The sequence below is a fragment of the Paraburkholderia dinghuensis genome (assembly GCF_003837865.1).
GTDB lineage: Bacteria > Pseudomonadota > Gammaproteobacteria > Burkholderiales > Burkholderiaceae > Paraburkholderia > Paraburkholderia dinghuensis.
In genome coordinates this window covers 204138-228654 of the sequence record NZ_RQIS01000005.1, presented here as the reverse complement: position 1 = coordinate 228654, position 24517 = coordinate 204138, and the positions used below count along the sequence as shown (strand labels likewise).

At 63.5% G+C, this 24517-nt stretch carries 22 protein-coding genes and 2 tRNA genes; 13 read left to right on the top strand and 11 right to left on the bottom strand.

Annotated elements, in window-relative coordinates; all coding sequences use genetic code 11:
• Nucleotides 1-110: 110 nt before the first annotated feature.
• Complete coding sequence (locus D1Y85_RS27475) at nt 111-488, bottom strand: HAD family hydrolase (RefSeq protein WP_246024827.1); 378 nt, start codon at nt 486-488, stop codon at nt 111-113.
• A gap of 242 nt (nt 489-730) precedes the next feature.
• Here D1Y85_RS27475 and D1Y85_RS09005 point away from each other — a divergent pair, with 242 nt between their 5' ends.
• The 7 genes from D1Y85_RS09005 to D1Y85_RS08975 all read left to right on the top strand — a co-directional run bounded on the left by D1Y85_RS09005 (nt 731) and on the right by D1Y85_RS08975 (nt 8732).
• A complete protein-coding gene (locus D1Y85_RS09005) occupies nt 731-1450 on the top strand; it encodes a GntR family transcriptional regulator (RefSeq protein WP_124150701.1) in 720 nt (239 codons plus the stop codon).
• Nucleotides 1451-1696: 246 nt separating this feature from the next.
• On the top strand, nt 1697-3445 hold the full coding sequence (gene oxc, locus D1Y85_RS09000) for an oxalyl-CoA decarboxylase (protein WP_124150700.1): 1749 nt from the start codon (nt 1697-1699) through the stop codon (nt 3443-3445).
• Between the two features lie 31 nt (nt 3446-3476).
• The gene (gene frc / locus D1Y85_RS08995; RefSeq protein WP_124150699.1) at nt 3477-4745 is read left to right on the top strand and encodes a formyl-CoA transferase; all 1269 of its coding nucleotides are present in this window, start codon (nt 3477-3479) and stop codon (nt 4743-4745) included.
• 140 nt (nt 4746-4885) lie between these two features.
• Complete coding sequence (locus D1Y85_RS08990; RefSeq protein WP_124150788.1) at nt 4886-5320, top strand: PAS domain-containing protein; 435 nt, start codon at nt 4886-4888, stop codon at nt 5318-5320.
• 19 nt (nt 5321-5339) lie between these two features.
• Nucleotides 5340-5585, top strand: coding sequence for a hypothetical protein (locus D1Y85_RS08985; protein WP_124150698.1), 246 nt, complete (start codon nt 5340-5342; stop codon nt 5583-5585).
• Between the two features lie 177 nt (nt 5586-5762).
• The gene (locus D1Y85_RS08980) at nt 5763-7328 is read left to right on the top strand and encodes a Re/Si-specific NAD(P)(+) transhydrogenase subunit alpha (RefSeq protein WP_124150697.1); all 1566 of its coding nucleotides are present in this window, start codon (nt 5763-5765) and stop codon (nt 7326-7328) included.
• A 9-nt stretch (nt 7329-7337) separates the two neighbouring features.
• Complete coding sequence (locus D1Y85_RS08975) at nt 7338-8732, top strand: NAD(P)(+) transhydrogenase (Re/Si-specific) subunit beta (protein WP_124150696.1); 1395 nt, start codon at nt 7338-7340, stop codon at nt 8730-8732.
• A gap of 114 nt (nt 8733-8846) precedes the next feature.
• Here D1Y85_RS08975 and D1Y85_RS08970 read toward each other — a convergent pair.
• Both D1Y85_RS08970 and D1Y85_RS08965 read right to left on the bottom strand, forming a co-directional pair.
• Nucleotides 8847-8933: transfer RNA gene (locus D1Y85_RS08970), tRNA-Leu, on the bottom strand.
• A gap of 325 nt (nt 8934-9258) precedes the next feature.
• Nucleotides 9259-9345 (bottom strand) — tRNA-Leu (locus tag D1Y85_RS08965).
• A 374-nt stretch (nt 9346-9719) separates the two neighbouring features.
• Here D1Y85_RS08965 and rnr point away from each other — a divergent pair.
• The 4 genes from rnr (at nt 9720) to rpiA (ending at nt 14738) form a co-directional block, all read left to right on the top strand.
• Nucleotides 9720-12182: a ribonuclease R gene (gene rnr, locus D1Y85_RS08960; RefSeq protein WP_124150695.1), complete on the top strand. Its 2463-nt coding sequence runs from the start codon at nt 9720-9722 to the stop codon at nt 12180-12182.
• A 136-nt stretch (nt 12183-12318) separates the two neighbouring features.
• Nucleotides 12319-13062: a 23S rRNA (guanosine(2251)-2'-O)-methyltransferase RlmB gene (gene rlmB / locus D1Y85_RS08955; RefSeq protein WP_124150694.1), complete on the top strand. Its 744-nt coding sequence runs from the start codon at nt 12319-12321 to the stop codon at nt 13060-13062.
• A 10-nt stretch (nt 13063-13072) separates the two neighbouring features.
• On the top strand, nt 13073-13945 hold the full coding sequence (locus tag D1Y85_RS08950; RefSeq protein WP_124150693.1) for an N-acetylmuramoyl-L-alanine amidase: 873 nt from the start codon (nt 13073-13075) through the stop codon (nt 13943-13945).
• Nucleotides 13946-14042: 97 nt separating this feature from the next.
• The gene (gene rpiA / locus D1Y85_RS08945; protein ID WP_124150692.1) at nt 14043-14738 is read left to right on the top strand and encodes a ribose-5-phosphate isomerase RpiA; all 696 of its coding nucleotides are present in this window, start codon (nt 14043-14045) and stop codon (nt 14736-14738) included.
• A gap of 293 nt (nt 14739-15031) precedes the next feature.
• Here rpiA and D1Y85_RS08940 read toward each other — a convergent pair whose 3' ends face one another.
• Nucleotides 15032-15766, bottom strand: a complete 735-nt coding sequence (locus D1Y85_RS08940; RefSeq protein ID WP_124150691.1) for a Crp/Fnr family transcriptional regulator — start codon at nt 15764-15766, stop codon at nt 15032-15034.
• 715 nt (nt 15767-16481) lie between these two features.
• On the opposite strand from D1Y85_RS08940, the gene D1Y85_RS08935 reads away from it, so the two are divergent.
• Both D1Y85_RS08935 and D1Y85_RS08930 read left to right on the top strand, forming a co-directional pair.
• Nucleotides 16482-18056: a mannose-1-phosphate guanylyltransferase/mannose-6-phosphate isomerase gene (locus tag D1Y85_RS08935; protein ID WP_124150690.1), complete on the top strand. Its 1575-nt coding sequence runs from the start codon at nt 16482-16484 to the stop codon at nt 18054-18056.
• Between the two features lie 298 nt (nt 18057-18354).
• A complete protein-coding gene (locus D1Y85_RS08930) occupies nt 18355-19074 on the top strand; it encodes a FadR/GntR family transcriptional regulator (RefSeq protein ID WP_124150689.1) in 720 nt (239 codons plus the stop codon).
• Nucleotides 19075-19201: 127 nt separating this feature from the next.
• Here the strand turns inward: D1Y85_RS08930 and D1Y85_RS08925 are convergent, their stop codons facing one another.
• The 7 genes from D1Y85_RS08925 to D1Y85_RS08900 form a co-directional block, all read right to left on the bottom strand.
• Complete coding sequence (locus D1Y85_RS08925; RefSeq protein ID WP_124150688.1) at nt 19202-19861, bottom strand: amino acid ABC transporter permease; 660 nt, start codon at nt 19859-19861, stop codon at nt 19202-19204.
• Nucleotides 19862-19966: 105 nt separating this feature from the next.
• Complete coding sequence (locus D1Y85_RS08920; RefSeq protein WP_124150687.1) at nt 19967-20764, bottom strand: transporter substrate-binding domain-containing protein; 798 nt, start codon at nt 20762-20764, stop codon at nt 19967-19969.
• A gap of 89 nt (nt 20765-20853) precedes the next feature.
• The gene (locus tag D1Y85_RS08915) at nt 20854-21888 is read right to left on the bottom strand and encodes a quinone-dependent dihydroorotate dehydrogenase (RefSeq protein ID WP_124150686.1); all 1035 of its coding nucleotides are present in this window, start codon (nt 21886-21888) and stop codon (nt 20854-20856) included.
• A gap of 90 nt (nt 21889-21978) precedes the next feature.
• Nucleotides 21979-22758, bottom strand: coding sequence for an arginyltransferase (locus D1Y85_RS08910; RefSeq protein ID WP_124150787.1), 780 nt, complete (start codon nt 22756-22758; stop codon nt 21979-21981).
• Nucleotides 22745-22867 carry a hypothetical protein gene (locus tag D1Y85_RS27885; protein WP_281278270.1) on the bottom strand — a complete coding sequence of 41 codons (123 nt, stop codon included), beginning with the start codon at nt 22865-22867 and terminating at the stop codon, nt 22745-22747. Before D1Y85_RS27885 ends, D1Y85_RS08910 begins: the two co-directional genes overlap by 14 nt.
• A 118-nt stretch (nt 22868-22985) precedes the next feature.
• Nucleotides 22986-23738, bottom strand: a complete 753-nt coding sequence (aat, locus tag D1Y85_RS08905) for a leucyl/phenylalanyl-tRNA--protein transferase (RefSeq protein ID WP_124150685.1) — start codon at nt 23736-23738, stop codon at nt 22986-22988.
• A 13-nt stretch (nt 23739-23751) separates the two neighbouring features.
• Entirely contained in the window at nt 23752-24297 is a 546-nt protein-coding gene (locus D1Y85_RS08900; protein ID WP_124150684.1) for an NUDIX hydrolase, read from the bottom strand.
• Nucleotides 24298-24517 lie beyond the last annotated feature (220 nt).

Below are 24517 nucleotides of genomic sequence, written 5' to 3'. Positions count from 1 at the left end.
AGGTGCGCGGTGAATCGTCGACTGAAGCCGCGGTTACGCCGCGGCCGCGTCGAAATACCTGGTAGTCCGATGCAGTGTCGACGGGCTTCGTTTCGAAGCCCGCGCACGCATCAGGCGCCGGCCAGCGCTGGCAGCCCCAGACCCGGATCGCGCCAGTCCGGTACCCAGCCGCAGGGCAGGGGGGGCCGCTGCGTCGGCTGCTCCTGTTGCACGACATGCCCCGCGAACCATTCTCCGGGGACCTGAGCATTCTTGAGCGCAAGGATCGCTTCGGACAGGAAGTCGATGCTGTAGGCATTCAGAAGGTGCGGATGATTCGCTTCGATATAGGCGGCGATGCGAGCGCGCTCACCGTCAATCGACGCGAGCGAGTAGAGCGTCTGTGCGTCCCAGCGAAACCGCAGGCCCAATTCCGCGAAGGCCGAATTGAACGCGCTGAGATGTGCGTGAAGGTGCGGGTCTCGATCGGTGGCGTGCGCCTGGCTCATGGCAGTCTCCTCAATGTCGAATGACGTGAACGAAGCGTAGGGTCGCCGATGAATAAACGATAGTTAAAGTTTTTTGTGATTTGTATAAACCAGTATTTATCGTTCTGGAGAGACGGCTGACTTCCCGGACGAGATGCGCGTAAACCCGGCGTAGCTGCATTCTGGTGTCTGATATATTGTATTGGAAATATGAAATTTCCCCAGTAGAGCCGGCAAATCAGAACGTTGGAGACAAACGACCGATGTCCGCCGATAAGCAAGTGGTTACCGGGGCCGCCCCGCTAACCTTGACGCTCGAACCCATCAACGCCGCGGCGTCGTTGCGCGATCAGGCCTATGCGAGGCTGAAGCAGGCTATCGCTGAGACCGATATCTATCGTTCGCGTGATGAAATCCGTCTCGATGAAAAAGAGTTGACCGAGAAACTCGGCGTAAGCCGCACCCCCGTGCGTGAAGCCATGACGTTACTGGAGCAGGAGGGTTTTCTGCGGACGGTGCCGCGGCGTGGTGTCTATATCCTGCGCAAGACGCGCCAGGAAGTCGTCGAGATGATCTACATGTGGGCGGCGCTCGAAAGCATGGCGGCGAGGCTCGCAACGCAGCGCGCCTCCAGCGACGACATCGCCCGCCTGCGGCACATGTTCTCGGACTTCAACGATACGACGCCTTCCGACCATATAGAGGAATACTCGGAGGCGAACATCATGTTCCATCAGTCGCTGGTGGAACTGTCGAAGTCGCCCATTATTGTCGACACCATCAAGAACATATTCATGCACGTTCGCGCAATCCGGCGCATGACGATCGCACAGAGCGATCGCGCGTCGCGTTCGATCGTGGATCACATGCGGATCATCGAGGCGCTGGAGCAACGCGACACCGAGCGCGTCGAGCAACTGGTGCGGCAGCACTCGATCGATCTCGCCCTGTTCGTCGAGGCGAATTGTGATTTTCTCGACTAGGCGCGCCCATTCATAAGTCTTTCGTCTGAATCGCCGGGTGAAGTAGGCCGCAAATCGATTCGGACTACGTAATTTGTTGGTGAAGATGGAATCAGCCGGGACGTACCGGTGTGCCGCCACATCGGCGCCGCGATCTCTGTTGCAGTGCCGCACATGCAGGATCGGGGAAAAAACGTCTTGACTAATATTGTGTGTGGAATATTGTATATCACGAGCAGCACAACGCCCCGCCAAAGAGGAGACGTCATGGCAGAAGCAGGCATCAACGAGGCGCAGAACAGCCCCGCGCCGGAAGCACAGCAAACGACCGACGGCTTTCATCTCGTCATCGACGCGCTGAAACTGAACGACATCGACACGATTTTCGGACTGGTCGGCATTCCCATTACCGACCTCGCCCGGCTCGCGCAAGCCGAGGGCATGCGCTTCATAGGCTTTCGCCATGAGCAGAACGCGGGTAACGCGGCAGCGGTCGCGGGCTACATGACGAAGAAGCCCGGCGTCTGCCTCACCGTTTCGGCGCCGGGATTCCTGAACGGACTCACCGCGCTCGCCAACGCCACGACGAACTGTTTTCCGATGATCCTCATCAGCGGGTCGAGTGAGCGCGAGATCGTTGACCTGCAGCAGGGCGATTACGAAGAGATGGATCAGCTCAACGCGGCGAAGCCCTATGCGAAGGCCGCGTATCGCGTGCTGCACGCCGAGGACATCGGCATCGGCGTGGCGCGCGCCATTCGCGCTGCCGTGTCCGGCCGTCCCGGCGGCGTCTATCTGGATCTGCCAGCAAAGCTGCTCGCGCAGACGATGGACGCCGTGAAGGGCAAGCAGTCGCTCGTGAAGGTGGTCGATGCCGCGCCGCGCCAGATCCCGGCGCCCGAGTCGGTCAAGCGCGCGCTCGACGTGCTCAAGGGTGCCAAACGTCCGCTGATCCTGCTCGGCAAGGGTGCCGCCTATGCGCAGGCCGACGCGCAGATCCGCGCACTCGTCGAGAAGACCGGCATTCCTTATCTGCCGATGTCCATGGCCAAGGGCCTCTTGCCCGACACGCACGAGCAGTCGGCGTCGGCTGCGCGTTCGTTCGTGCTCGCCGAGGCGGACGTCGTCATGCTGGTCGGCGCGCGGCTGAACTGGCTGCTTTCGCACGGCAAAGGCAAGACGTGGGGCGCGGAAAGCGGGCCGAAGCAGTTCATCCAGATCGACATCGCGCCTACCGAAATCGACAGCAACGTTGCAATCGAGGCACCGGTGATCGGCGATATCGGCTCGTGTGTCGAGGCGTTGCTTGAAGGCGTCGGCGACAACTTCCCGCAGCCCGGCGCCGAGTGGCTCAACGCCATCGCTGAACGCAAGAACAAGAACCTCGCGAAGATGGCAGCGACCCTGGAGAAAAATCCGTCGCCGATGAACTTCCACAGCGCCTTGCGCGCGATTCGGGACGTGCTGAAAACGCGCCCGGATATCAACGTCGTGAACGAAGGCGCGAATACGCTGGACTACGCGCGCAGCATCATCGACATGTACCAGCCGCGCAAGCGCTTCGACTCGGGTACGTGGGGGATCATGGGCATCGGCATGGGCTTCGCGGTCGGTGCGGCGGTGACGAGCGGTACCCAGGTCGTCGCCATCGAAGGCGATAGCGCGTTCGGATTCAGCGGCATGGAACTCGAAACCATCTGCCGTTACAACCTGCCCGTTTGCACGATCGTGTTCAACAACAACGGCGTTTATAAGGGCACCGATGTGAACGCGAGCGGCGGCGCCGATATGGCGCCCACCGCGTTCGTCAAGAACGCGCGCTACGACAAGATGATGGAGGCGTTTGGCGGTGTCGGTCACAACGCAACCACGCCCGAAGAACTCACGGCTGCGTTGCTCGAAGCGATCGCATCCGGCAAGCCCACGGTGATCAACGCTGTTATCGACGAATCGGCTGGCACGGAGAGTGGCCGTCTCACGAATCTGAATCCGCAAAGCGCGGCAATGAAGAAATAAAACCAACCGATCAGGAACCAGGAGATACGCAATGAGCAAACCCCTCGAGGGCATCAAGATCATCGACTTCACGCACGTGCAGGCAGGCCCTGCCTGTACGCAGATGCTCGCATGGTTCGGCGCAGACGTGATCAAGGTGGAGCGTCCCGGTGCAGGCGACGTCACGCGCACCCAGTTGCGCGACATGCCCGATGCCGATGCGCTGTACTTCACGATGCTCAACAGCAACAAGCGGTCGCTTACGCTCGACACGAAGAAGCCCGAAGGCAAGGAAGTGCTTGAAAAGCTGATCCGCGAATCGGACGTGATGGTGGAAAACTTCGGTCCCGGCGCGCTCGATCGCATGGGCTTCACGTGGGAGCGCATCCAGGAACTCAACCCGGGCATGATTCTCGCCTCGGTCAAGGGCTTTTCAGAAGGCCACCACTACGAAGACCTCAAGGTCTACGAGAACGTCGCGCAGTGCGCTGGCGGCGCCGCTTCGACCACCGGCTGGTGGCAAGGCGACAATTCCGCCCCGACGATCTCGGCGGCGGCGCTTGGCGACACCAACACCGGCATGCACCTCGCGATCGGTATCCTGACCGCCTATCTCGGCCGTCTCAAGACGGGCAAGGGGCAGAAGGTTGCCGTGTCGATGCAGGATGCCGTGCTCAACCTGTGCCGCGTCAAGATGCGTGACCAGCAGCGTCTCGATCGCGTCGGCTACCTCGAAGAGTATCCGCAGTACCCGCACGAAATGGAATATTTCAAGGACGGAGCGGTACCTCGTGGTGGCAACGCCGGTGGTGGCGGCCAGCCGGGCTGGATCCTGAAGTGCAAGGGCTGGGAGACCGATCCGAATGCGTACATCTACTTCACGGTCCAGGGCCATGCGTGGGAACCGATCTGCGACGCGCTCGGAAAGCCGGAGTGGAAGACCGATCCGAACTACACCACGCCGCGCGCGCGCCAGCCGCACATCGACGAGATCTTCGCCACGATTGAGGACTTCATCAAGGACAAGACCAAGTTCGAAGCGGTCAACGTCTTCCGCAAGTACGATATTCCGTGCGCACCGGTGCTGTCGATGAAGGAACTGCTGCACGACGAATCGTTGCGCAAGAGCGGTTCGATCGTCGAAGTTCCGCACAAGGTGCGAGGCAGTTACTTCACCATCGGCAGCCCGATCAAGTTCTCGGACATGAAGCCGGAAGTGACCGCTTCGCCGCTGCTTGGCGAGCACACCGACGAAGTGCTCGCCGGTCTCGGCTACACGCCGCAGCAGATCGCGGCGCTGCACGAAGGGCGCGCGGTTTAATGTCGTCAGCCGGCACGGCACGCGCCGTGCCGGTGCGCGAACACAGCAAACAGACAGAGACGATGGTGCGCTGCGAACTCGATGCGAGCAGCGCACCGCATATTCACGGTGCTTCGCCGCCAATCCGTCAACCTATCGCCATGCAATCCGCCATCGACTACGCGCAACTCGTCAACGCCATCGGCGACGCCGTCATCATCTCGGACGCCGCCGGCGACATTACGTGCTGGAATCCTGCGGCGACTCGCATGTTTGGCTATACGGAATCCGAAGCAATGGGCAAGACACTCGACCTCATCATCCCGGAGCGTCTGCGTGGCCGGCACTGGGACGGGTATCAGAAGACGATGGCGACGGGGCAGACGCGCTACGGCAGTGACGTGCTGCGCGTTCCGGCCGTCGACAAGGAAGGCCGTGCACTCTCGATCGCATTCACGGTTGCGCTGCTGCGCTCGCCACAGGGCGAATTGACGGGGATTGTCGCTGTTATCCGGGATGAGACGGCGCGGTTCCAGGAAGAGCGCGGTCTGAAGAAGCGCATCGCCGAACTGGAAGTGCAGGCGCAACAAATTTAAGCGCGCAAAGGAGCCTTCGATGCAGACCGAAACACTCGGTCACTACGTGGTCGAACTCTCGGCACGCCAGCTGATTCACAACGGCGGCTGGGCTGCCTTTGCCGCCATTCATGCGCGCGGCGACGAGCCACGGGAAGAACCACAAGCCGCATTCCCTATGCACTGGATGATCGACGGGACCGTATTCGCGAGCGAAGCGGCCGCCATTGCGGGCGCACGCGAAGCCGCGCTTGAATTCCTCAGATCGGGGAACCCGCAACCCTGAGCCGGACCGGAGAACGACGCGACACCCGTCGACAAGCCGCGGCACACACAGAATTCCAACATCGAGCAGGAGACGTTTCATGAAGTCATGGCAACGCATTCGGCGCGCCAGGCCCTTCGGCGCGCCGCCGATCTGTTGTGCCCTCGTCATTGCGACTGAACCGTGGACAGGTGCGCCATGGTGATGACCCTTGCCGTTCCGCGCGAAACACATCCGGGTGAGCGTCGCGTGGCCGCGACGCCTCAAAGCATCGCAGAGCTAATCAAACTCGGCTACACAGTCAACGTCGAGGCTGGCGCGGGAGCGCTCGCATCGTTTAGCGACGAGGCGTACACGCTCGCGGGCGCACAGATCGTCGCCGATGCAGCCACGCTTTGGGCGACCGCCGACGTCGTGACCAAGGTGCGGCCGCCATCGATCGACGAAGCGCGTCAGCTCAAGCCCGGCGCGACGCTCATCAGTTTCGTCTGGCCCGCGCAAAACGCCACGTTGCTCGACGTGCTCGCCACGCGCAGCGCCTCCGTGCTCGCGATGGACTGCGTGCCGCGCATTTCGCGCGCACAGAAGCTGGACGCGTTGAGTTCGATGGCGAACATGGCCGGCTATCGCGCCGTGATTGAGGCGGCGCAGCATTTCGGGCGTGTTTTCACCGGACAGATTACGGCGGCGGGAAAGATGCCGCCTGCAAAAGTGCTGGTGATCGGTGCTGGCGTCGCCGGACTGGCGGCGATTGGCGCCGCGCGTGGGCTCGGCGCGATCGTGCGAGCGTTCGATACGCGGCCCGACGTGGCGCAGCAAGTCGAGAGCATGGGCGCGGAGTTCCTCGGCATCGATATCGACGAGGAGGGCGGGGGCACGGGCGGTTACGCGAAGCAGATGAGCGCGAAGTTCATCGAAGCGGAAATGGCGCTCTTCGAAGCGCAGGCTCGCGAGGTCGACATCATCATCACGACCGCGCTCATTCCGGGCAAGACCGCGCCGCTGCTCATCAACGCGCAGACTGTGGCGTGCATGCGGGCGGGAAGCGTGATCGTCGACATGGCGGCAGAGCAGGGCGGTAACTGCGAACTGACGCAACCGGGCGAAGTGGTAAGCGTGAACGGCGTGACGGTGATCGGATATACGGATCTTCCGAGCCGCATGGCAAACCAGTCAAGCCAGCTTTACGCGACCAATGTGCGCCATCTGCTCACCGACATCACACCCGGAAAGAATGGCGAACTGCAACTCGACATGGACGACGTCGTGCAACGCGGCACGACAGTCATGCAGAGCGGCACCCTGTGTTGGCCGTCGCCCGTGGTGGCGCCTTCACCCGCGCCGACGCCCATGTCGCCGACAGCGAAAGGCGTGGCGAGCGCGACGCCGGATGCAGCCGATGCGCATGCCGCACGCCGGCATGGCGTCTGGTCGCTTGTCGCGTTGATGGCCACCGCGTTGCTGCTGCTTGCGCTCGGCGCTGTTGCGCCGGGGGCGTTCGTTGCGCACTTCACGGTGTTCGTACTGGCTGTTTTCGTCGGCTATCAGGTGGTCTGGAACGTGACGCCTGCATTGCATACGCCGCTCATGAGCGTGACGAACGCAATCAGCGGCATCATCGTGATCGGCGCGCTGCTGCATCCAGGCGGCACCGGCACGATTGTGAGCGTGCTCTCGGGCATTGCGCTTGTAGTGGCGACGATCAATATCGCGGGCGGATTTCTCGTGACCCAGCGCATGTTGAAAATGTTCCAGCGAACCTGAGGAGACGTCATGCTGAACGGAATCGGAAATATGGCGTGGCTCGGCGCAGCGACGCTCTTCATCCTGAGCCTGCGGGGCCTCGGGCATCCCACGAGCGCGCGGCGCGGCAATCTCTATGGCATGGCAGGAATGCTGATCGCGGTGCTCGCTACGCTGCTCGTCACGGGTGGAGCGGGATTGCAGATTGCGCTCGTCGCAGCGGTGGTCGGTGGCGGATTCGGCGCCGTGCTGGCGAGGCGCGTGGAGATGACGCAGATGCCGCAACTGGTCGCGATGCTCCACAGCTTCGTCGGTCTGGCCGCGGCATTGATTGGCATCGCGAACTATCTCTCTGCTGATGCGACATTGAGTGGCGTCGAGCGCACGATACACAACACTGAAATCTATATCGGTGCGTTCATCGGCACAGTGACCTTCAGCGGATCGATAGTCGCGTTCCTGAAATTGCAGGGGACGGTGAGTGGCAAGCCGCTCGTTCTGCCCGCGCGACATTGGCTGAACCTCGCCGTGCTCGCTGCGTGCGTCGTGCTGGGCTATCGCTTCTTGAGCGTGCCCGCAGGTACCGACGGCCTCTACGCCCTGCTCATCATGTGTGCGCTCGCGGCGGCGCTCGGCGTGCATCTCGTCATGGCGATCGGCGGGGCCGACATGCCCGTGGTGGTGTCAATGCTCAACAGCTATTCCGGCTGGGCCGCTGCCGCGACCGGTTTTATGCTCGACAACGATTTGCTCGTCACGACCGGGGCGCTCGTCGGATCGAGCGGCGCAATTCTCAGCTACATCATGTGCCGGGCGATGAACCGCAGCTTCGTCTCGGTGATTCTCGGCGGCTTCGGCGCAACCGCGTCGACGACAAGCTCGACGCCGCAGGGCGAGGTTGTGGCGACGTCCGTGGACGAAGTGGGTTCGCTGCTGCGCGACGCGAGCGAAGTGGTCATCGTGCCAGGTTTCGGTATGGCGGTCGCCCAGGCGCAGGGCACGATCAGCGAGATCACGCGACGTTTGCGGGCTGCCGGTGTGCGCGTGCGCTTCGCTATCCATCCGGTCGCGGGCCGTCTGCCGGGACACATGAACGTGTTGCTGGCCGAAGCCAAGGTTCCGTATGACATCGTGCTCGAGATGGACGAGATCAACGACGATTTCACGAGCACCGACGTCGTGCTGGTGATCGGCGCGAACGACATCGTGAATCCGGGCGCGCAGGAGGATGCGGCGAGCCCGATCGCGGGCATGCCAGTGCTCGAAGTGTGGAAGGCGCGCACCGTAGTCGTGTCCAAGCGCAGCATGGCGACAGGTTACGCGGGTGTCGACAATCCGCTGTTCTACAAGGACAACACGCGGATGCTGTTCGGCGATGCGAAGGGCAGCGTGGATGCACTGTTGAGGCACCTTGAAGCGGCGTGAGACTGCGCCTCGGGGTTGAAAACCGCCGTTTTCAACCGCAGTCGAAAACCAGCATCGAAAACAAAAAAGCCCGCAATTTGCGGGCTTTTTTGATCGATTCTGTCTTGAAGAGCGTGGTGCCCAGGAGAGGACTCGAACCTCCACAGTGTTGCCACCGCCAGGACCTGAACCTGGTGCGTCTACCAATTCCGCCACCTGGGCACGTCTTCAAGCTAGACCGCAATTATAGCGGGCTGATGAAACCTGTCAACGGAGTTTTAAGAATTTTCTCCAGAGTCGGAGCGAATCGTGCAGGGTGCGCAGGGCGGCCGAATAGCGAACCAGATGAAGCGTCGTGTGCAGGGAATGAAAACCGATGAATCGTGGGTGGGGGCGACTTGCGTTCCGATTCCTGATGCGTACGCTACGGCATCGACCGGGAGAAGCGCGAAAGAGGGAGCACGAAAACAAAAACCCCGCCGGCGTAAATCGCTATGCGGGGTCTCGCTGATGAACTACTTCCAGAGAATCGCTGGAAAGAGTTTTTTGGTGCCCAAGAGAGGACTCGAACCTCCACAGTGTTGCCACCGCCAGGACCTGAACCTGGTGCGTCTACCAATTCCGCCACCTGGGCAAGGTGTCGATTGCTGAACGGTTGTATCGTGCAGCAAAGACGATGATTATAACGTGCCCAAGGGCTTTGTCAAGCGTTTCGTGAAGCCGGTCGGATCGATCGCTCGCGCGGCCTCGCGAAGCGCAGGTTGCCGCTCCGGAAGGGGCACGAGCAGGGCGCAAGCGTTCTCAGAGGCGTCTGTCGCGCGCAAAGCGGGTGTTAGAATGCCTCGCAGCAGGCCGCCGGTACGCGACGCGCGATGTGAGCGGTCCACCGGACTTCGCCGGCCGCTGAACTGATGCTGTGGTACTCGAAGAACGCGGCGCCGTCCGGGCAACGCCTGGCGACGCGACAGATCCGACATCGACGCAACGAGAACAACCATCGACAAGCCCTTGAGCAAATATCCGTACCCGATTCCCAGCCGCGAAGAGATCCTCGGCGTGCTGCGGACCAGTGACTCGCCCTGTACCGCGAACGATATCGCCGAGGCACTCTCCATCAAGCGCCAGGAGCGCGAAGGGTTCTTCAGGCGGCTCGCCGCCATGGAGCGCGACGCCCAGATCCGTCTTGACGCGCGCGGTCATTATCAGCTCGCCCATCCCTCCAGCTTCGTTGCCGGCCGCGTGCAGGGCCATCGCGACGGCTATGGATTCCTCGTGCGCGACGACGGTCAGGACGATCTGTTCCTGCCACAAGGCGAAATGCAGAAGGTCATGCACAACGATCGCGTGCTCGCGCGCATCGTCGGCTACGACCGGCGCGGGCGTCCCGAGGGGCATATCGTCGAGGTCACCGACCGCGCGAACCGCAGGGTAATCGGGCGTCTCCTGAACGAAAGTGGCGCGATGATCGTCGCGCCAGAGGACAAGCGCATCGGCCACGACATTCTGGTCACGCAAAACACGAAGAAGGCGAAGGTGGGGCAGGTCGTGGTGGTCGAGCTGACCGACTTCCCGAGCCGCCATTCGCAACCGCTCGGTCGTGTGGTCGAGGTGCTCGGCGATATCGACGATCCCGGCATGGAGATCGAGATCGCCGTGCGCAAGTACGGTGTGCCGCACGAATTCAGCGACGTGGCGCTTGCCGAAGCCGCAAAGCTGCCCGACGCCGTGCGTCCGGCCGATATCCGCTATCGCGTGGATCTGCGCGACGTGCCGCTCGTGACGATCGACGGCGAGGACGCACGCGACTTCGACGATGCCGTTTATTGCGAGCCGATGCAGGTCGGCCGTGGCGAGGGTTTCCGCCTGATCGTCGCGATCGCCGATGTCTCGCACTACGTGCTGCCCGGCGGCGGTCTCGACATCGATGCAATCGAGCGCAGCACTTCGGTCTATTTCCCGCGCCGCGTGATTCCCATGCTGCCCGAGAAGCTCTCGAACGGGCTGTGTTCGCTCAACCCGCACGTCGACCGCTGTGTGCTCGTGTGCGACATGGTGATCACCACGCGCGGCGAGATCAAGGCGTATCAGTTCTACCCGGGCGTGATGCACTCCGCCGCGCGCCTCACGTATACCGAAGTCGCTGCGGTGCTCAAGAACACCAAGGGACCGGAGGCGATGCGCCGCCAGTCGCTCCTTCCGCAGTTGCAGAACCTCTACGGCGTGTACAAGGCGCTTTTCGCCGCGCGCCAGAAGCGCGGCGCCATCGACTTCGACACGACCGAGACGTATATCGTGTGCAATGCGCAGGGCAAGATCGAGCAGATCGTGCCGCGTCAGCGCAACGATGCGCACAAGCTGATCGAAGAATGCATGCTTGCGGCCAACGTGTGTGCAGCGGATTTCCTGAAGCGCAATAAACACCCGGGCCTGTATCGCGTGCACGCGGGCCCGACCGCGGAGAAGCTCGAGAACCTGCGCACTTTCCTGCGCGGCATGGGCCTTACGCTGGGCGGCGGTGACACGCCGCACGCGAGCGACTACGCCGCGCTGATGGCGCACATCCGCGACCGGCCCGACGCCCAGATGCTTCAGACGATGCTGCTGCGTTCGATGCAGCAGGCCGTCTACAGCCCGGACAACATCGGTCACTTCGGTCTCGCGTATGAGGCCTACGCGCACTTCACGAGTCCGATCCGCCGCTATCCTGACTTGCTCACGCACCGCGCGATCTACGCGATCCTGCAGGGCAAGAAGTACCAGCCGCACGCGCCCGAGGGCGTGGAGCTGAACACGGCGCTCTCGCCGCGCGCCCGTGCTCTGCAGGCCGAGGACGAGGAAAAGCGCGGCAAGCGCGCGCGTGGGAACAACACGGCCATCTGGGAAGAACTCGGCCTGCATTGCTCGGCCAACGAGCGGCGCGCCGATGAAGCGTCGCGCGATGTCGAAGCCTGGCTCAAGTGCTACTTCATGCGCGACAAGCTCGGTGAGGAGTACGGCGGCATGGTGAGCGGCGTGACGTCGTTCGGCATTTTCGTGCAGCTTGACGCGCTTTTCATCGAAGGTCTGGTGCATGTGACGGAACTGGGCGCCGATTATTTCCAGTACGACGAGATCAAGAACGAACTGCGCGGTGAGCGCACCGGTATCCGCTACCGCCTTTCGGACCGCGTGCGCGTGCAGGTTGGCCGTGTCGATCTCGATGCGCGCAAGATCGATTTCCGGCTCGTGCGCGATACGCCTGTGAAGCCTGGAGTCAATCGTCTGGCGTCGTTTGACAAGGGTGCCGCCGATGTCGGTCCGCGCGTGCGCGGACTGCCGCAGGGCGAGCCGTCGCGCCGCAAGAAGGCCGCACCTGCACCGAGCGCCGCCGTGAAGGAAGCCCGTGCTGCGCGCGGCGCGGCGAAGACGGCGAAGAAGCATGCCGCGTCCAAGGCGGCGTCGAAGAAGGCGATTTCGCGCAAGAAGCGCTGAGCGTGCCGCCAGCGCGGCGGTCGCCCAATGCGGGTGTCGCCGCGCCGCCCGGTCCGCGTGTGGCGGCCGGGAGAATTACATTCGTTCGCGATGCGCGTGATGCATCGCGGGCAGTTCATCAGAGGTTGTCTAATTCATGTCACGTCTCAAGGTTCTTTACGGTTTTCATGCGGTGACCGCACGTTTGCGGCACGACGCGTCGACGGTCGAGGACGTCTATTACGATCCGACGCGGCGCGATCGCCGCATGCAGGACTTCCTGCAAGCCGCGAAGGACGCCGGCGCGCGCGTGATCGCAGCCGACGAAACGCGGCTTTGGGGTCTCGCGCACACGGAGCGCCACCAGGGTGTCGTCGCGCGTGTCCACGACATGCCGCTCGCGCAGAATCTGGCGGAGCTGCTCGACGGCATCAACGGCTCGCCGCTGTTGCTCGTGCTCGACGGCGTGACGGATCCGCATAACCTCGGTGCGTGTCTTCGCGTCGCCGACGCCGCTGGCGCGCACGCGGTGATCGCTCCGCGCGACCGCGCCGTGGGCCTCAACGCGACCGCAGCGAAAGTCGCGAGCGGCGCCGCCGATACCGTTCCGTACATCACCGTGACGAATCTCGCGCGCGCGTTGCGAGAACTGAAGGAGGCGGGGGTGTGGGTGGTCGGCACGTCGGACGATGCGAGCGCCAGCGTCTATCAGACGAAGCTTGACGGCCCGGTGGCGATCGTCATGGGCGCCGAAGGCGAGGGCATGCGCCGTCTCACGCGCGAAACGTGCGACGAAGTCATGCACATTCCGATGGCGGGGACGGTCGAGAGCCTGAACGTGTCCGTCGCATCGGGGGTGTGTCTTTTCGAGGCCGTTCGCCAGCGGACTGCCGCGAGATAAACGCCCGGAAATGTCGTTTCATCGCTTTGCCTTGCGCGCCGCGATGCTTGCGCTTGCACTCACACTTGCGGCCTGCGTCAGCAGCACGAAGGTCGATCGCGGGACGTATGTCGCCGACACGAGCCATCACGCGCAGAGCGCCGACTCGCGCATCCGCTTTCTCGTGATGCACTACACCGAGATCGACGAAGCCGGATCGCTCAAGGTGCTCACGACCGAAGCGGTCAGCTCGCACTATCTCGTGCCCGAAAATCCGCCAGTCGAAAACGGCAAGCCGGTCGTGTGGCAACTGGTGCCGGAATCGCAGCGCGCGTGGCATGCGGGCGCGAGTGAATGGCAAGGGACGACCGAACTGAACGCTGCGTCGATCGGCATCGAGAATGTCAATCTGGGGCCGCGCGACACGCCGCAGGGCCGCGCGTGGCAGCCGTGGCCGCCCGCCCAGGTCGATGCGATCATCCGGCTCGCAAAGGACATTGTCGTGCGATACGGCATCTTGCCGACGCGCGTGGTTGGTCACAGCGATATCGCACCGCAGCGCAAGATCGATCCGGGCCCGCTTTTTCCGTGGAAGCAGCTTTACGATGCTGGTGTGGGCGCCTGGCCGGACGACGCCACGGTCAAGGCTGATCTCGCGGGCCGCGCGCCCGACGGCCCCGCCGATGTGCGCGGTCTGCAACTCAAGCTCGCACGTTATGGCTACGACGTGGCAACCGACGGCGTGCTCGACGAGCGCACGCGCCGCGTCATCGCGGCGTTCCAGATGCATTTCCGTCCGCGCGACTATTCGGGCACGCCTGACGCTCAAACCGACGCCATCGCGCAGGCGCTGCTCGACAAGTACATGCCCGCACAGCCCGGCGACACCGACCTCACGCGTTGAATTCGCGGCGCGGTGGGGGACGCTGCGCCGGCTGCCTCGCGCAACTCCGGTAAACTATCGACTTTCCGCCTTTTCCCCCTCCTCGGGCAGTTTTTCCATGACTCAAGACGAACTTAAGCAACTGGTCGGCCAGGCCGCCGCCGACTATGTGAACGCCAACGTACCGCAGGGCGCCGTGATCGGCGTCGGTACCGGTTCTACCGCGAACTGCTTTATCGATGCGCTCGCGGCGAGCAAGGACCGCTATCTGGGCGCGGTGTCCAGCTCGGTGGCGACGACCGCGCGGCTTCAGTCGCACGGTTTCCGCGTCTTCGATCTCAACGACATCGAGTCGCTGACCGTCTACGTCGACGGTGCCGACGAGATAGACGCGCAAGGCGCGATGATCAAGGGCGGTGGCGGGGCGCTTACGCGCGAGAAGATCGTCGCGTCCGTGGCGGACGTGTTCGTCTGCATTGCCGACGCGAGCAAGCGCGTCGACGTGCTCGGCCAGTTCCCGCTGCCGATCGAAGTGGTGCCGATGGCGCGCACGGCGATCGGCCGGCGCGTGAGCGCGCTGGGCGGTGTGCCTGTGCTGCGCGTGCAGAAGGATGGCTCGCCCTACCTCACTGACAACGGCAATGAGATCCTCGACGTAAAGGGCTTGCGCATCAGCGACCCGTGCGGGTTCGAGGCGCTCGTCAACGCATGGCCGGGCGTCGTGACCGTGGGTCTTTTCGCGGAACGCGGCGCCGACCTGTGTCTGCTGGGCACGGAAACGGGCGTCGAACGTATCGACTATCCGAAGCGCTGACGCTTGCACGAGCGGCGCGTGCGCCGCTCGTTGCAGGGCCGGTCGATGGCGTTGTGGCCAGCATTGATTTTCGGCTCGCCAGTTTCGGATAAATAATAAGTAATCCTGTTTTTATCGATGCGTTGTGCGCGAAACGAAGCGTAACGGCACAGCGCTGATGCACGATGTTTCGCGCAACTGTGCTGGCTGCGAGCGATAAGCGTTTTCGAGCGGCGTTCCGGTCCGCCGGGCTCGCGCCTGATGCGCACAGCCAGCCGAAAAAGACGTGCGCGCGAGTCGCCCCGCGCGACGCATCACTCCACCGTTTCTGCCTGACGCAGGCGGGGCAGCAGCCGATCGAACTCACGCCGCACGAGGCCGTAGCACTCGCAGGCGCGCGATTCGAGGCCCTCGCGGTCCAGCACGCGGATGTGACCACGGCTGTGATGGATCAGCCCATCGTCATGCAGCTTGCCCGCGGCTTCCGTGATGCCTTCGCGACGCACGCCGAGCATATCGGCGATCAGTTGCTGCGTGACCGTGAGGTCATTCGATGCCACGCGATCCACTTCGATGAGGAGCCACCGGCACAACTGCTTGCTAAGCGAGTGGTGACGGTTGCAGGCAGCCGTCTGTGCAACCTGCGTGAGCAGCGCGTGCATGTAGAGCAACATGAGCCGGCGCAGGAAGTCCGAACGTGCGAACTGCTGCCGGAGGCTCTGCGCGCTCATGCGATACGCGAATCCCGCGGACTGCACCTGCACGCGGTTCGGCATGGTTTCGCCGCCGGTCAGGACGGGCACGCCCGTCATGCCTTCGCGCCCGACTGCCGCGATTTCGACGGAGCTGCCGTCTTCCATCGTCGAAAGCATCGAAATGATCGCAGTGGTCGGAAAATAGACGTGGTGAATGCGCTGGCCGGAATCGCACAGCAGTTGTTCGGTGCGCAGGTGAACGAGTTCGAGATGCGGGGCGAGTGCTTGCCATTCGTGCGACGGTAACGCGCCCAGCAGATGATTTCCGTGCAGATCGGATTGAAGGGTCAACATGATTGGTCCTCGTCTGAGGCGGCAAGCGCTGCCTCGTTGTTATCTCATTCCGGCCGGCGAATCTGTCGTTATGTGCCGCTTCCCGTTCGGCTATACGTTCGTCGTGCCAGCCCCATAGTCTTGTGGGCTTCCGCCATTTCGATTCCAGGCGTTTGCCTCGGTGTGGCGACTGATCTATAGCAGGGGGTGTGCCAGAGTGCCGCAAACCTCCATGGCTGGTGTCTCTGCGGGCGGTGTGTGCGTTACCGGACGGGCGGATGGGCCATTTTTGTTTCAGTTCTGCACAATGACTTCGGCCCCCCGCGTTGAGGTCATACGATATTTTGTCGATTCAAGTCGTTGATTCGGTGCGGTTATTTTCGGGCGTGACGCACGTGCACGAATATGACTCCAAGCTGAAACATGCCTCACTTGCGTTTAGCGAGCGTGCCGCGTCGCACGGAAGGTATTCGTCGGCTTTGATTCAAGGCTGCTGCGGCGCATGACGTGTGTGCGCCGCACAGTTCGGCGCTGAAACATGGTTCGCCTCGTGCCGCGAGACGTTACGTGGACGAACGATGCGTCCGCGAAACAGCGCACGATCAGTGTGTGCATGCGAACAGAGCTAAACCTCCACGTTTGTTCCAATGAATGCCCAGGTAGCGCGTGCGGCCACGTCCGGACTGGTGACGGAGGTGCGCATTGTGCATATACACATCGACGGGGAGCAGCGCGTATGAATCACGTCGTGCCCCATGCGGGCTTGATCGCGGCGGAACAGAAAGTCGAGGACACGCTTATCGTGCAACCCGTGGTGCTGGCGGGTGGCTCGGGCACGCGTCTGTGGCCGCTGTCGCGTGAACATTGTCCGAAGCAGTTAATCGATTTGCTCGACGGCGAGTCGCTCCTCGAGACCACCGTGCGCCGGCTCGAATGTGCATTCACGCAGCAAGGTGCCGCGGCTCCCGTGCAGAAGGCCGCGCCGCTCGTCGTGAGCAGCGAGGAACTGCGTCTGTTGACCGTCGACCGGCTTGGCCGCAGTGGTGTGACCGCCCGTATTGTTCTTGAACCGGTCGCGCGCAATACGGCACCCGCATTGACCGTAGCCGCGCTTGCCGCGCGCCATGAATGCAAAATTCAGGGCGGCGGCGACACGGATTACGATCCCGTGCTCGTCGTCATGCCGGCCGATCATCTGGTCGCCGACCGCAGCGCCTTCGGCCGTGCGCTCGAACATGCCGTGACCTACGCGGCGCGCGGGGCGATCGTGACGCTCGGCGTGCCGCCACAGCGCGCTGAAACCGGTTATGGCTATATCGGCGTGGGCCGGTTGCTCGACGCAAATGGCGCCCGGCCGATCGAACGCTTCGTCGAAAAGCCCGATGCCGAACTCGCGGCCCGCTATGTCGCCTCGGGTGACTACTGGTGGAATAGCGGCATCTTCGTCGTGCGTGCTTCGGTGTGGCTCGCGGCAATCGAGCACCGTCGCCCCGTTATTGCGGCGCAATGTGCGGCCGCGTTCGAACGGGCCACGCTCGATGCCGACGGCAGTCTGCATCTCGACGCGGCCGCGCTGGCCGCATGTCCGTCCGACTCGATCGACTACGCGGTGATGGAATCCATCGGCGTCGATGCACGGGTTGCGGGCGTCGTTGTGCCGCTCGTGGCGGGCTGGTCGGATGTCGGCGCGTGGGACGCGGTCTGGCAGGTGTCGGACAAGGATCCGAACGGCAATGTCGCGCGTGGACGCGTGCTGCTAGAGGACGTGACCGATACCTTTGTTCATTCGGACGGACGACTCGTTGCGTGCGTCGGCGTGCATGGGGTCGTAGTGGTCGAGACGGCCGATGCCGTGCTCGTCGCCGCGAAGAATCGTGTGCAGGACGTAAAAGCAATTGTCGGGAAACTGAAAGATCAGCATGGCGAGGAGGCGCAGCACCACCGGCGCGTCGAGCGGCCGTGGGGCTGGTACGATTCGATAGACCGTGGCGAACGTTTTCAGGTGAAGCGTATCGTCGTGAAGCCGGGCGGACGGCTCTCGCTGCAGATGCATCACCATCGCGCGGAGCACTGGACCGTCGTGCGCGGAACCGCGCGCGTCACACGCGGCGATGAAGTCTTTTTGCTTTCCGAGAACGAATCCACCTATATTCCATTGGGCGTGAAGCATCGTCTGGAGAATCCCGGCAAGACCGCGCTGGAGATCATCGAGGTGCAGTCGGGCGGCTACCTCGGCGAAGACGACATCGTTCGTTTCGACGATCAGTACGGACGTACCGACGCGCAAGGCGCGAACGGCGTGCGACGATGATCGACCCCGTGGCATCGAATTTGCGTAACCAGACACAAGCACAAGCGGCGTCGAGTAAATACGCACTCCATACATCTAACCGGACCGCGTGGCGCGTGAGACAAGCGGTCCGGACTTGACGTGGGGTGATGAAGAAAACGCCACGGGCAGGGCGTTTTTCAGGCGATAGTCTCGTCAGGAGATATCCTGGCTGGTGAGGTATGCAATCACCATGCAACGTACCGGTATTGGTCGACGACGCACAAGGGCCCGCAGTAACCCGCAAACAGGGGCGATACCGCCGAATCGGGGGAGTCTCATGGAACTGGTGAACAAGGAACGCTCGCTCGTCAGCAAGGTCATGGACGGCCTGATCGCAGGCATCGTCGAGGACCGCTATGGCGCCGTCTTGCCGCCGCAGGACGTGCTGTCCAAGGAATTCGACGTGAGCCGTACGGTGATGCGCGAGGCGCTTTCCATGCTGCTCGCGCGGCACATGCTCGATGTGCGGCCGAAGATCGGCACGCGCATACGGCCGATGCGAGACTGGCGCATGATCGACGAAGACGTTGTGAGCTGGCGTTTTCGCGCGAAGCCGGACAAGACGTTTTTGCGCGACGTGATCGAGTTTCGCGGTCTGATTGAGCCGGCCGCGTGCGGGCTCGCGGCGACGCGCGCGAGTGCGGCGGAGATTGTGGGCATCCGCGACGCGTTCGAGGCGCTGAGCCAGACGAGTCCCGGCGACTCAGGCTGCCAGGCGGCCGATACGCTGCTGCACACACGCATTCTTGCCGCGAGCGGCAATCAGTTTTTTCAGCAGATGGCGGCGATCATTCGTGGCGCGCTGTCGCTCGTGAACCCGATCCTCAACGAGCGGGACGATGGTTGGCGCAACATCGTGCAGGCGCACGGACGCGTGGTTGACGCGATCGAGCGGCGCGAGGCGAAGGAAGCCGAAGCGGCTGCGCTGGCGATGATCGAATATACGGCCGACGAACTTCAGCGGGCGCTGTCGCCGGAGCCTGCCGTGCAGCGTTGAGCGACGCCGGTGCGCGGCTTGCGCGGTAGCGTCGTTGTGACGTGCCGCGCGGGAACCGTGCCTGCGGTCGGGTCGCGTTTCGCCCGCGCGAGAGCCGCGTGTAACGGTCTCGCGCGCGCGTTGATCCTCAGTGCCGCGCAGGCAGCGCGAGGCGCTTCTCGTACCAGTGCTGGAGCCATTCCAGCACCTGGCACAGCAGCCAGTAGAACGCGGCAGCCGCGAGATAGAGCGGCAGCGGCTGGTAAGTCGACGCGATGATTTCCTGCGCGCTGCGCAGCAACTCGGTCACGGTGATCACCGAGACGAGCGAGGTGTCCTTGATGAGGCTGATGAGGCTGTTCGAGAGACTCGGCACCGCGATCCGCAGCGCCTGCGGCGCGATCACGTAGCGCAGCGTCTGGCGCCTCGACAGGCCGAGGCTGTATGCCGCGAGCCACTGCCCGCGATGAATGCCGAGAATCGCGCCGCGCATGCTCTCGGAGAGATACGCAGCCACATTCGCGGACAACGCGATCACACCGGCGGGCGTCGGTTCGAGCGAGATGCCGATGCTCGGCAGTCCATAGTAGACGACGAAAATCTGCACGAGAAGCGGCGTGCCGCGCATGAGGCTTATATAGACGCGCGCGATGCGCGGCAGCGCGCGGTTCGTGCTGATGCCCATCAGCGCGAGCACGATGCCGCCGGCGAGGCCGAAGATCATCGAGAGTACGGCGAACTTGACCGTCAGCACTGCGCCCTGCGCGAGCACCGGCAGTGACTGGATGATGAGCGTAGTGATGGGCATGGGCGAACGGATCGAGGTTGAGGAAGACCGTTTGGGCGCACCAAAAAAACAAGGGGCGGCATCGTGCGATGCCGCCCCGCGTCAGGCGTCAGGTCACGGTGACGTTCATTGCGTAACCGGCTTGCTCACGTCGATGCCGAACCACTTCTCCGAGATCTTCGTGAACGTGCCGTCGGCTTCGAGCTGGGTCATCGCGTCGTCGATGGCCTTGGCGAACTTCGGATTGCCCTTCTTGAAGGGGATCGCGGACGGGTTGCCATTGCCGACGATCGCGCCCGTGCGCAGCGGCAACTGCGAATTTTTCATCAGGTACGCGAGCATCAGGCGATCGTTGAGCGCCGCATCGAGCCGGCCGGCCGCGAGATCGCGCAGATATTCGGGGGCGCCCGGATACGTCTTCACGTCGATGCCCGGCACGGACTTCGCCATGTCCATGTAGTTGGTGCCGAGTCCGACGCCGAGCTTCTTGCCCTTGAGGTCATCGAGCGACTTGAACGCGCGCGTATCGTCCTTGCGCTGGATGAGTTGCGCGGCCGAGTACGTATACGCCGGCGAGAAGTCGAGCACGGCCTTGCGCTGGTCGGTGACGCCCACCTGATTGACGATCACGTCGAACTTGCCGGCCTGCAGGCCCGCGATGATTCCGCTCCATTCGGTCGTGATGAACTCGGGCTTCACGCCGAGCTTCGCGGCCACAGCCTTCGCGATATCCACGTCGTAGCCGACGAGCTGGCCGTCCGGCGCCTTCGAGTCGAACGGCGGGAACGTGCCTTCGAGGCCGATGCGCAGCGTGCCGCGCGCTTTCACCTGGTCGAGCAGATCGTCGGCCTGTGCGCTGGCCGAGACGAACGACGCGCCGATCAGCGCGGCCACAAGGAGTTTCTTCAACAGGGCGAGCTTCATCTTTTTCCTCTTGTTTTGCGGCGGTTTCAGGGCGATGTTGCCTGCGCGGCGCGGCCAGCGAGCGCCGCGCGTTGGCTGCAACTATATCGTCAGGCGCGGCCCGAGGCCAGAGCGCGCACGCATTCGCCGACGAGCGCCGGACCGCGGTAGATAAAACCGGTATACAACTGCACGAGCGAGGCGCCCGCGTCGATCTTCGCGCGCGCATCCTCCCCCGAGAAGATGCCGCCCACGCCGATGATCGGTACGTCGGCGCCGAGTTCGGCGCGCAGCTTGCGGATCACGGCATTCGACGCATCGAACACGGGCCGCCCCGAAAGGCCACCCGTCTCGTCCGCGTGCGGCAGGCCCTGCACGGCGCTGCGCGAGAGCGTCGTATTGGTTGCGATCACGCCTTCGATCTTGTGGCGCAGGAGCGTATCGGCGATCTCCTTGATCTGCTCATCGTCGAGGTCCGGCGCGATCTTCAGCGCGAGCGGCACGAGCTTGCCGTGCAGGTCGGCGAGACGCTGCTGCTTGTCCTTGAGCGCGGCGAGCAGCGCATCGAGTTCGCCAGCGCCCTGCAACTGGCGCAGGTTCTTCGTGTTCGGCGACGAGATGTTGATCGTCACGTAGCTCGCGAACGGATAGACGCGTTCGAGGCAGAAGAGATAGTCTTCGGCGGCGCGCTCGATGGGCGTATCGGCGTTCTTGCCGATGTTCAGGCCGAGGATGCCGCGATAACGTGCGGCCTGCACGTTCTTCACAAACTGCTCGACACCGTGGTTGTTGAAACCCATGCGGTTGATGATCCCGCCCGCCTGCGGCAGCCGGAAAATGCGCGGACGCGGATTGCCCGGCTGCGGGCGGGGCGTCACGGTTCCCACCTCGATAAAGCCGAAACCGAGCGCCGCGAACCCGTCGATCGCCGCGCCTTCCTTGTCGAGCCCGGCGGCGAGGCCGACCGGATTGCGGAAGGTGAGACCCATCACGGTGCGCGGCGCGTCGGGGACGCGCGGCGCGAGGAGCCCGGCCATGCCGGTGCGGCCGGCCGCGCCGATGGCGCGCAGCGTCAGATGGTGGGCGTCTTCGGCGTCCAGACGAAAGAGCTGGTTGCGCAGGAACGGATAGAGGGAGCTGAACACGGGCAGAGGGCGCGGACGCCGGAAAATGAGAACCCGCTATTTTAACGGCATTGCGCACACCGGGCGGCGCGCGCGAGGCACGGCACGTTTCTAGCGCGCTTCACGCGCCAGATCGGGATCGAGCGTGGACCAGACCCCGTCGAGTAGACCTTCGAGCGGCCGGAAGTGCGCTTTGTAGGCCATTTTGGGGCTTTCGCGGATCCAGTAGCCGAGGTACACGTAAGGCAGTTGCAGACTGCGCGCCTGCTCGATCTGCCACAGGATGTTGTAGGTGCCGTAGCTCGTGTGCGGCTCGTCGGGTTCGAAGAACGTGTAGACCGACGAAAGTCCGTCCCCCAGGATGTCGATCATGCTAACCATGCGCAGCAAGCCGGGGCTTTCCGGGTTCTGCGTGTCGGGCTCGCGGAATTCCACGAGGCGCGAATTGATCCTGCTTTGCAGAAGGAATTGCTCGTACTGGTCGCGGCTGTCGCGGTCCATGCCGCCGCCTGCGTGGCGCGCCGACTGGTATCGCATGTAGAGCGCGTAGTGCGCTTCGTCGTAGTGCAGCGGCGCGACCGTCGCCACGAGGGGGCCATGATGGCGCAAGACCCGGCGCTGCGTGCGGTTCGGCGTGAAGAGCGCGACTGGAACACGCACCGGAACGCAGGCACGGCAGCCGTCGCAATACGGTCGGTAGGTGAAGACGCCCGAGCGCCGGAAACCTGCCTTCACGAGATCCGTGTAGACGTCCGAGTTGATCAGGTGGCTTGGCGTCGCTACCTGCGAGCGCGCGATACGCCCCGCCAGATAACTGCAGGGGTAGGGCGCCGTTGCGTAGAACTGCAGCGCCGAAAGGGGTGAAAGCGGCAGCTCGTTAGGATGCGTCACGTTGGCAGCTCTCATGGCAGTTCGGATCGTCGCTGGGATGGCGCTTGCGGCCTGTGTGCGCGGTTTCCAGCGCCGTTTCCAGCGTGGTTTCCAGCGCGGTTTCCAGCACAGGCCGCTCCGGCGGCGTGTTCTATCTTCAGTCTAACATCGGCGCCGAGCCGGAATCCATTGAATTGCACGGCACTGCGCCGTGCGCGCAACGCCTCCACCTTCGGGCGGCGGTATGGTCAGGCAGCCGGGACTGCGCCGCCGCTTCCCACCAGATCGGCGAGGACGCGCTTGTCGAAGCGCCACGGAATGCGTGGTGCGTCGACCGTTGCGCGCACGTGGGCGATGAAGGCTTTGCGCGCGATCTCGTGCCCGCCGAGCGAGGCGAGGTGCGCCGTGTTCTGCTGGCAGTCGATCAGCGCGACGCAGTGCCTGCGCAGATGCGCGACGAGCGCGGCGAGTGCGATCTTGGAGGCGTCGGTGACGGAGGCGAACATCGATTCGCCGAAAAACATCGTGCCGAGCGAGACGCCATAGAGTCCGCCCACGCGTGCGCCGTCGCACCAGGCCTCGATGCTGTGCGCGTCGCCGATGCGGTGCAGCGTCAAATAGGCGTCGATCACTTCGGTGGTGATCCAGGTGCCGCGCTGGCCGCGGCGCGGTGCGTTCGCGCACGCGCGCATCACGGCGGCAAAATCGTCGTCGACGCGGATTTCCCATGCATCGTCGCGCAGCACGCGCCGAAGCGTCTTTTTCAGCGACGGCGACACCTTGAACTCGTCAGGTCGCAGGATCATGCGCGGATCGGGGCTCCACCAGAGCACGGGCTGTCCGTCCGAATACCACGGGAAGATGCCGTGACGGTAGGCGTCGACGAGGCGCGACGGCAGCAGATCGGCACTTGCCGCGAGCAGGCCGGGTGCGCCGCTGTTCATGCCGAGCGAACGCTCCACGCTGGGGAACGGGTCTTCGGGCCCGAGCCAGGGAACCATCGGCGGACTTGAGTCAGGGCTCGCGCAGCGAGCGAAGCACATCGCCGGTATGCAGCCCGTAGCTGCCCGACTGACGATCGGCGAAGAAGAACCGGAGTGTCTGCCCGATCGTGGGAAACGCGAGGTCGTCCCACGGAATCTCGTGTTCTTCGAAGAGCCGGACCTCGAGGCTTTCTTCTCCCGCGGCGATATTGGTGTCGAGCAGGCGCGCGAGATAGAACAGATGGACCTGATGCACGCGCGGCACGTTCAGGAGCGAAAAAAGACTCTGCACTTCGACGCGCGCGCCGGCTTCTTCGAGCGTCTCGCGTACGGCCGCTTCGGACGTGGTCTCGCCCATTTCCATGAATCCGGCGGGGAGCGTCCAGTAGCCATAACGCGGTTCGATCGCGCGGCGGCAGAGCAGCACCTTGTCTTCCCAGACGGGGACGGTGCCGACCACGTTGCGCGGATTCTCGTAATGCACGGTACCGCAGGCCGAACAGACAAACCGTTCGCGATTGTCGCCGGGCGGTACGAGCAGGCTGACCGTCTGACCGCAAGTCGAGCAGAATTTCATGAGCACGATGGGGGGAAGGGTGATACGAGTGTATCACCGCGGCGGGGGCGGCCGGGAGGGCGGCGGGCGGTACGGGGCGGCAGCTATTGTGGCAGGCACTTCAAGGCAGTCTCGCGTCAGAAGCGCCAAAAATAGCAGAAACGAGTATGCGATCGGGAAGGTGCGCGCCGCGTCACCGGATTGTCGCCGGGCGGTACGTAGCGGCTGACCGCAAGGATTG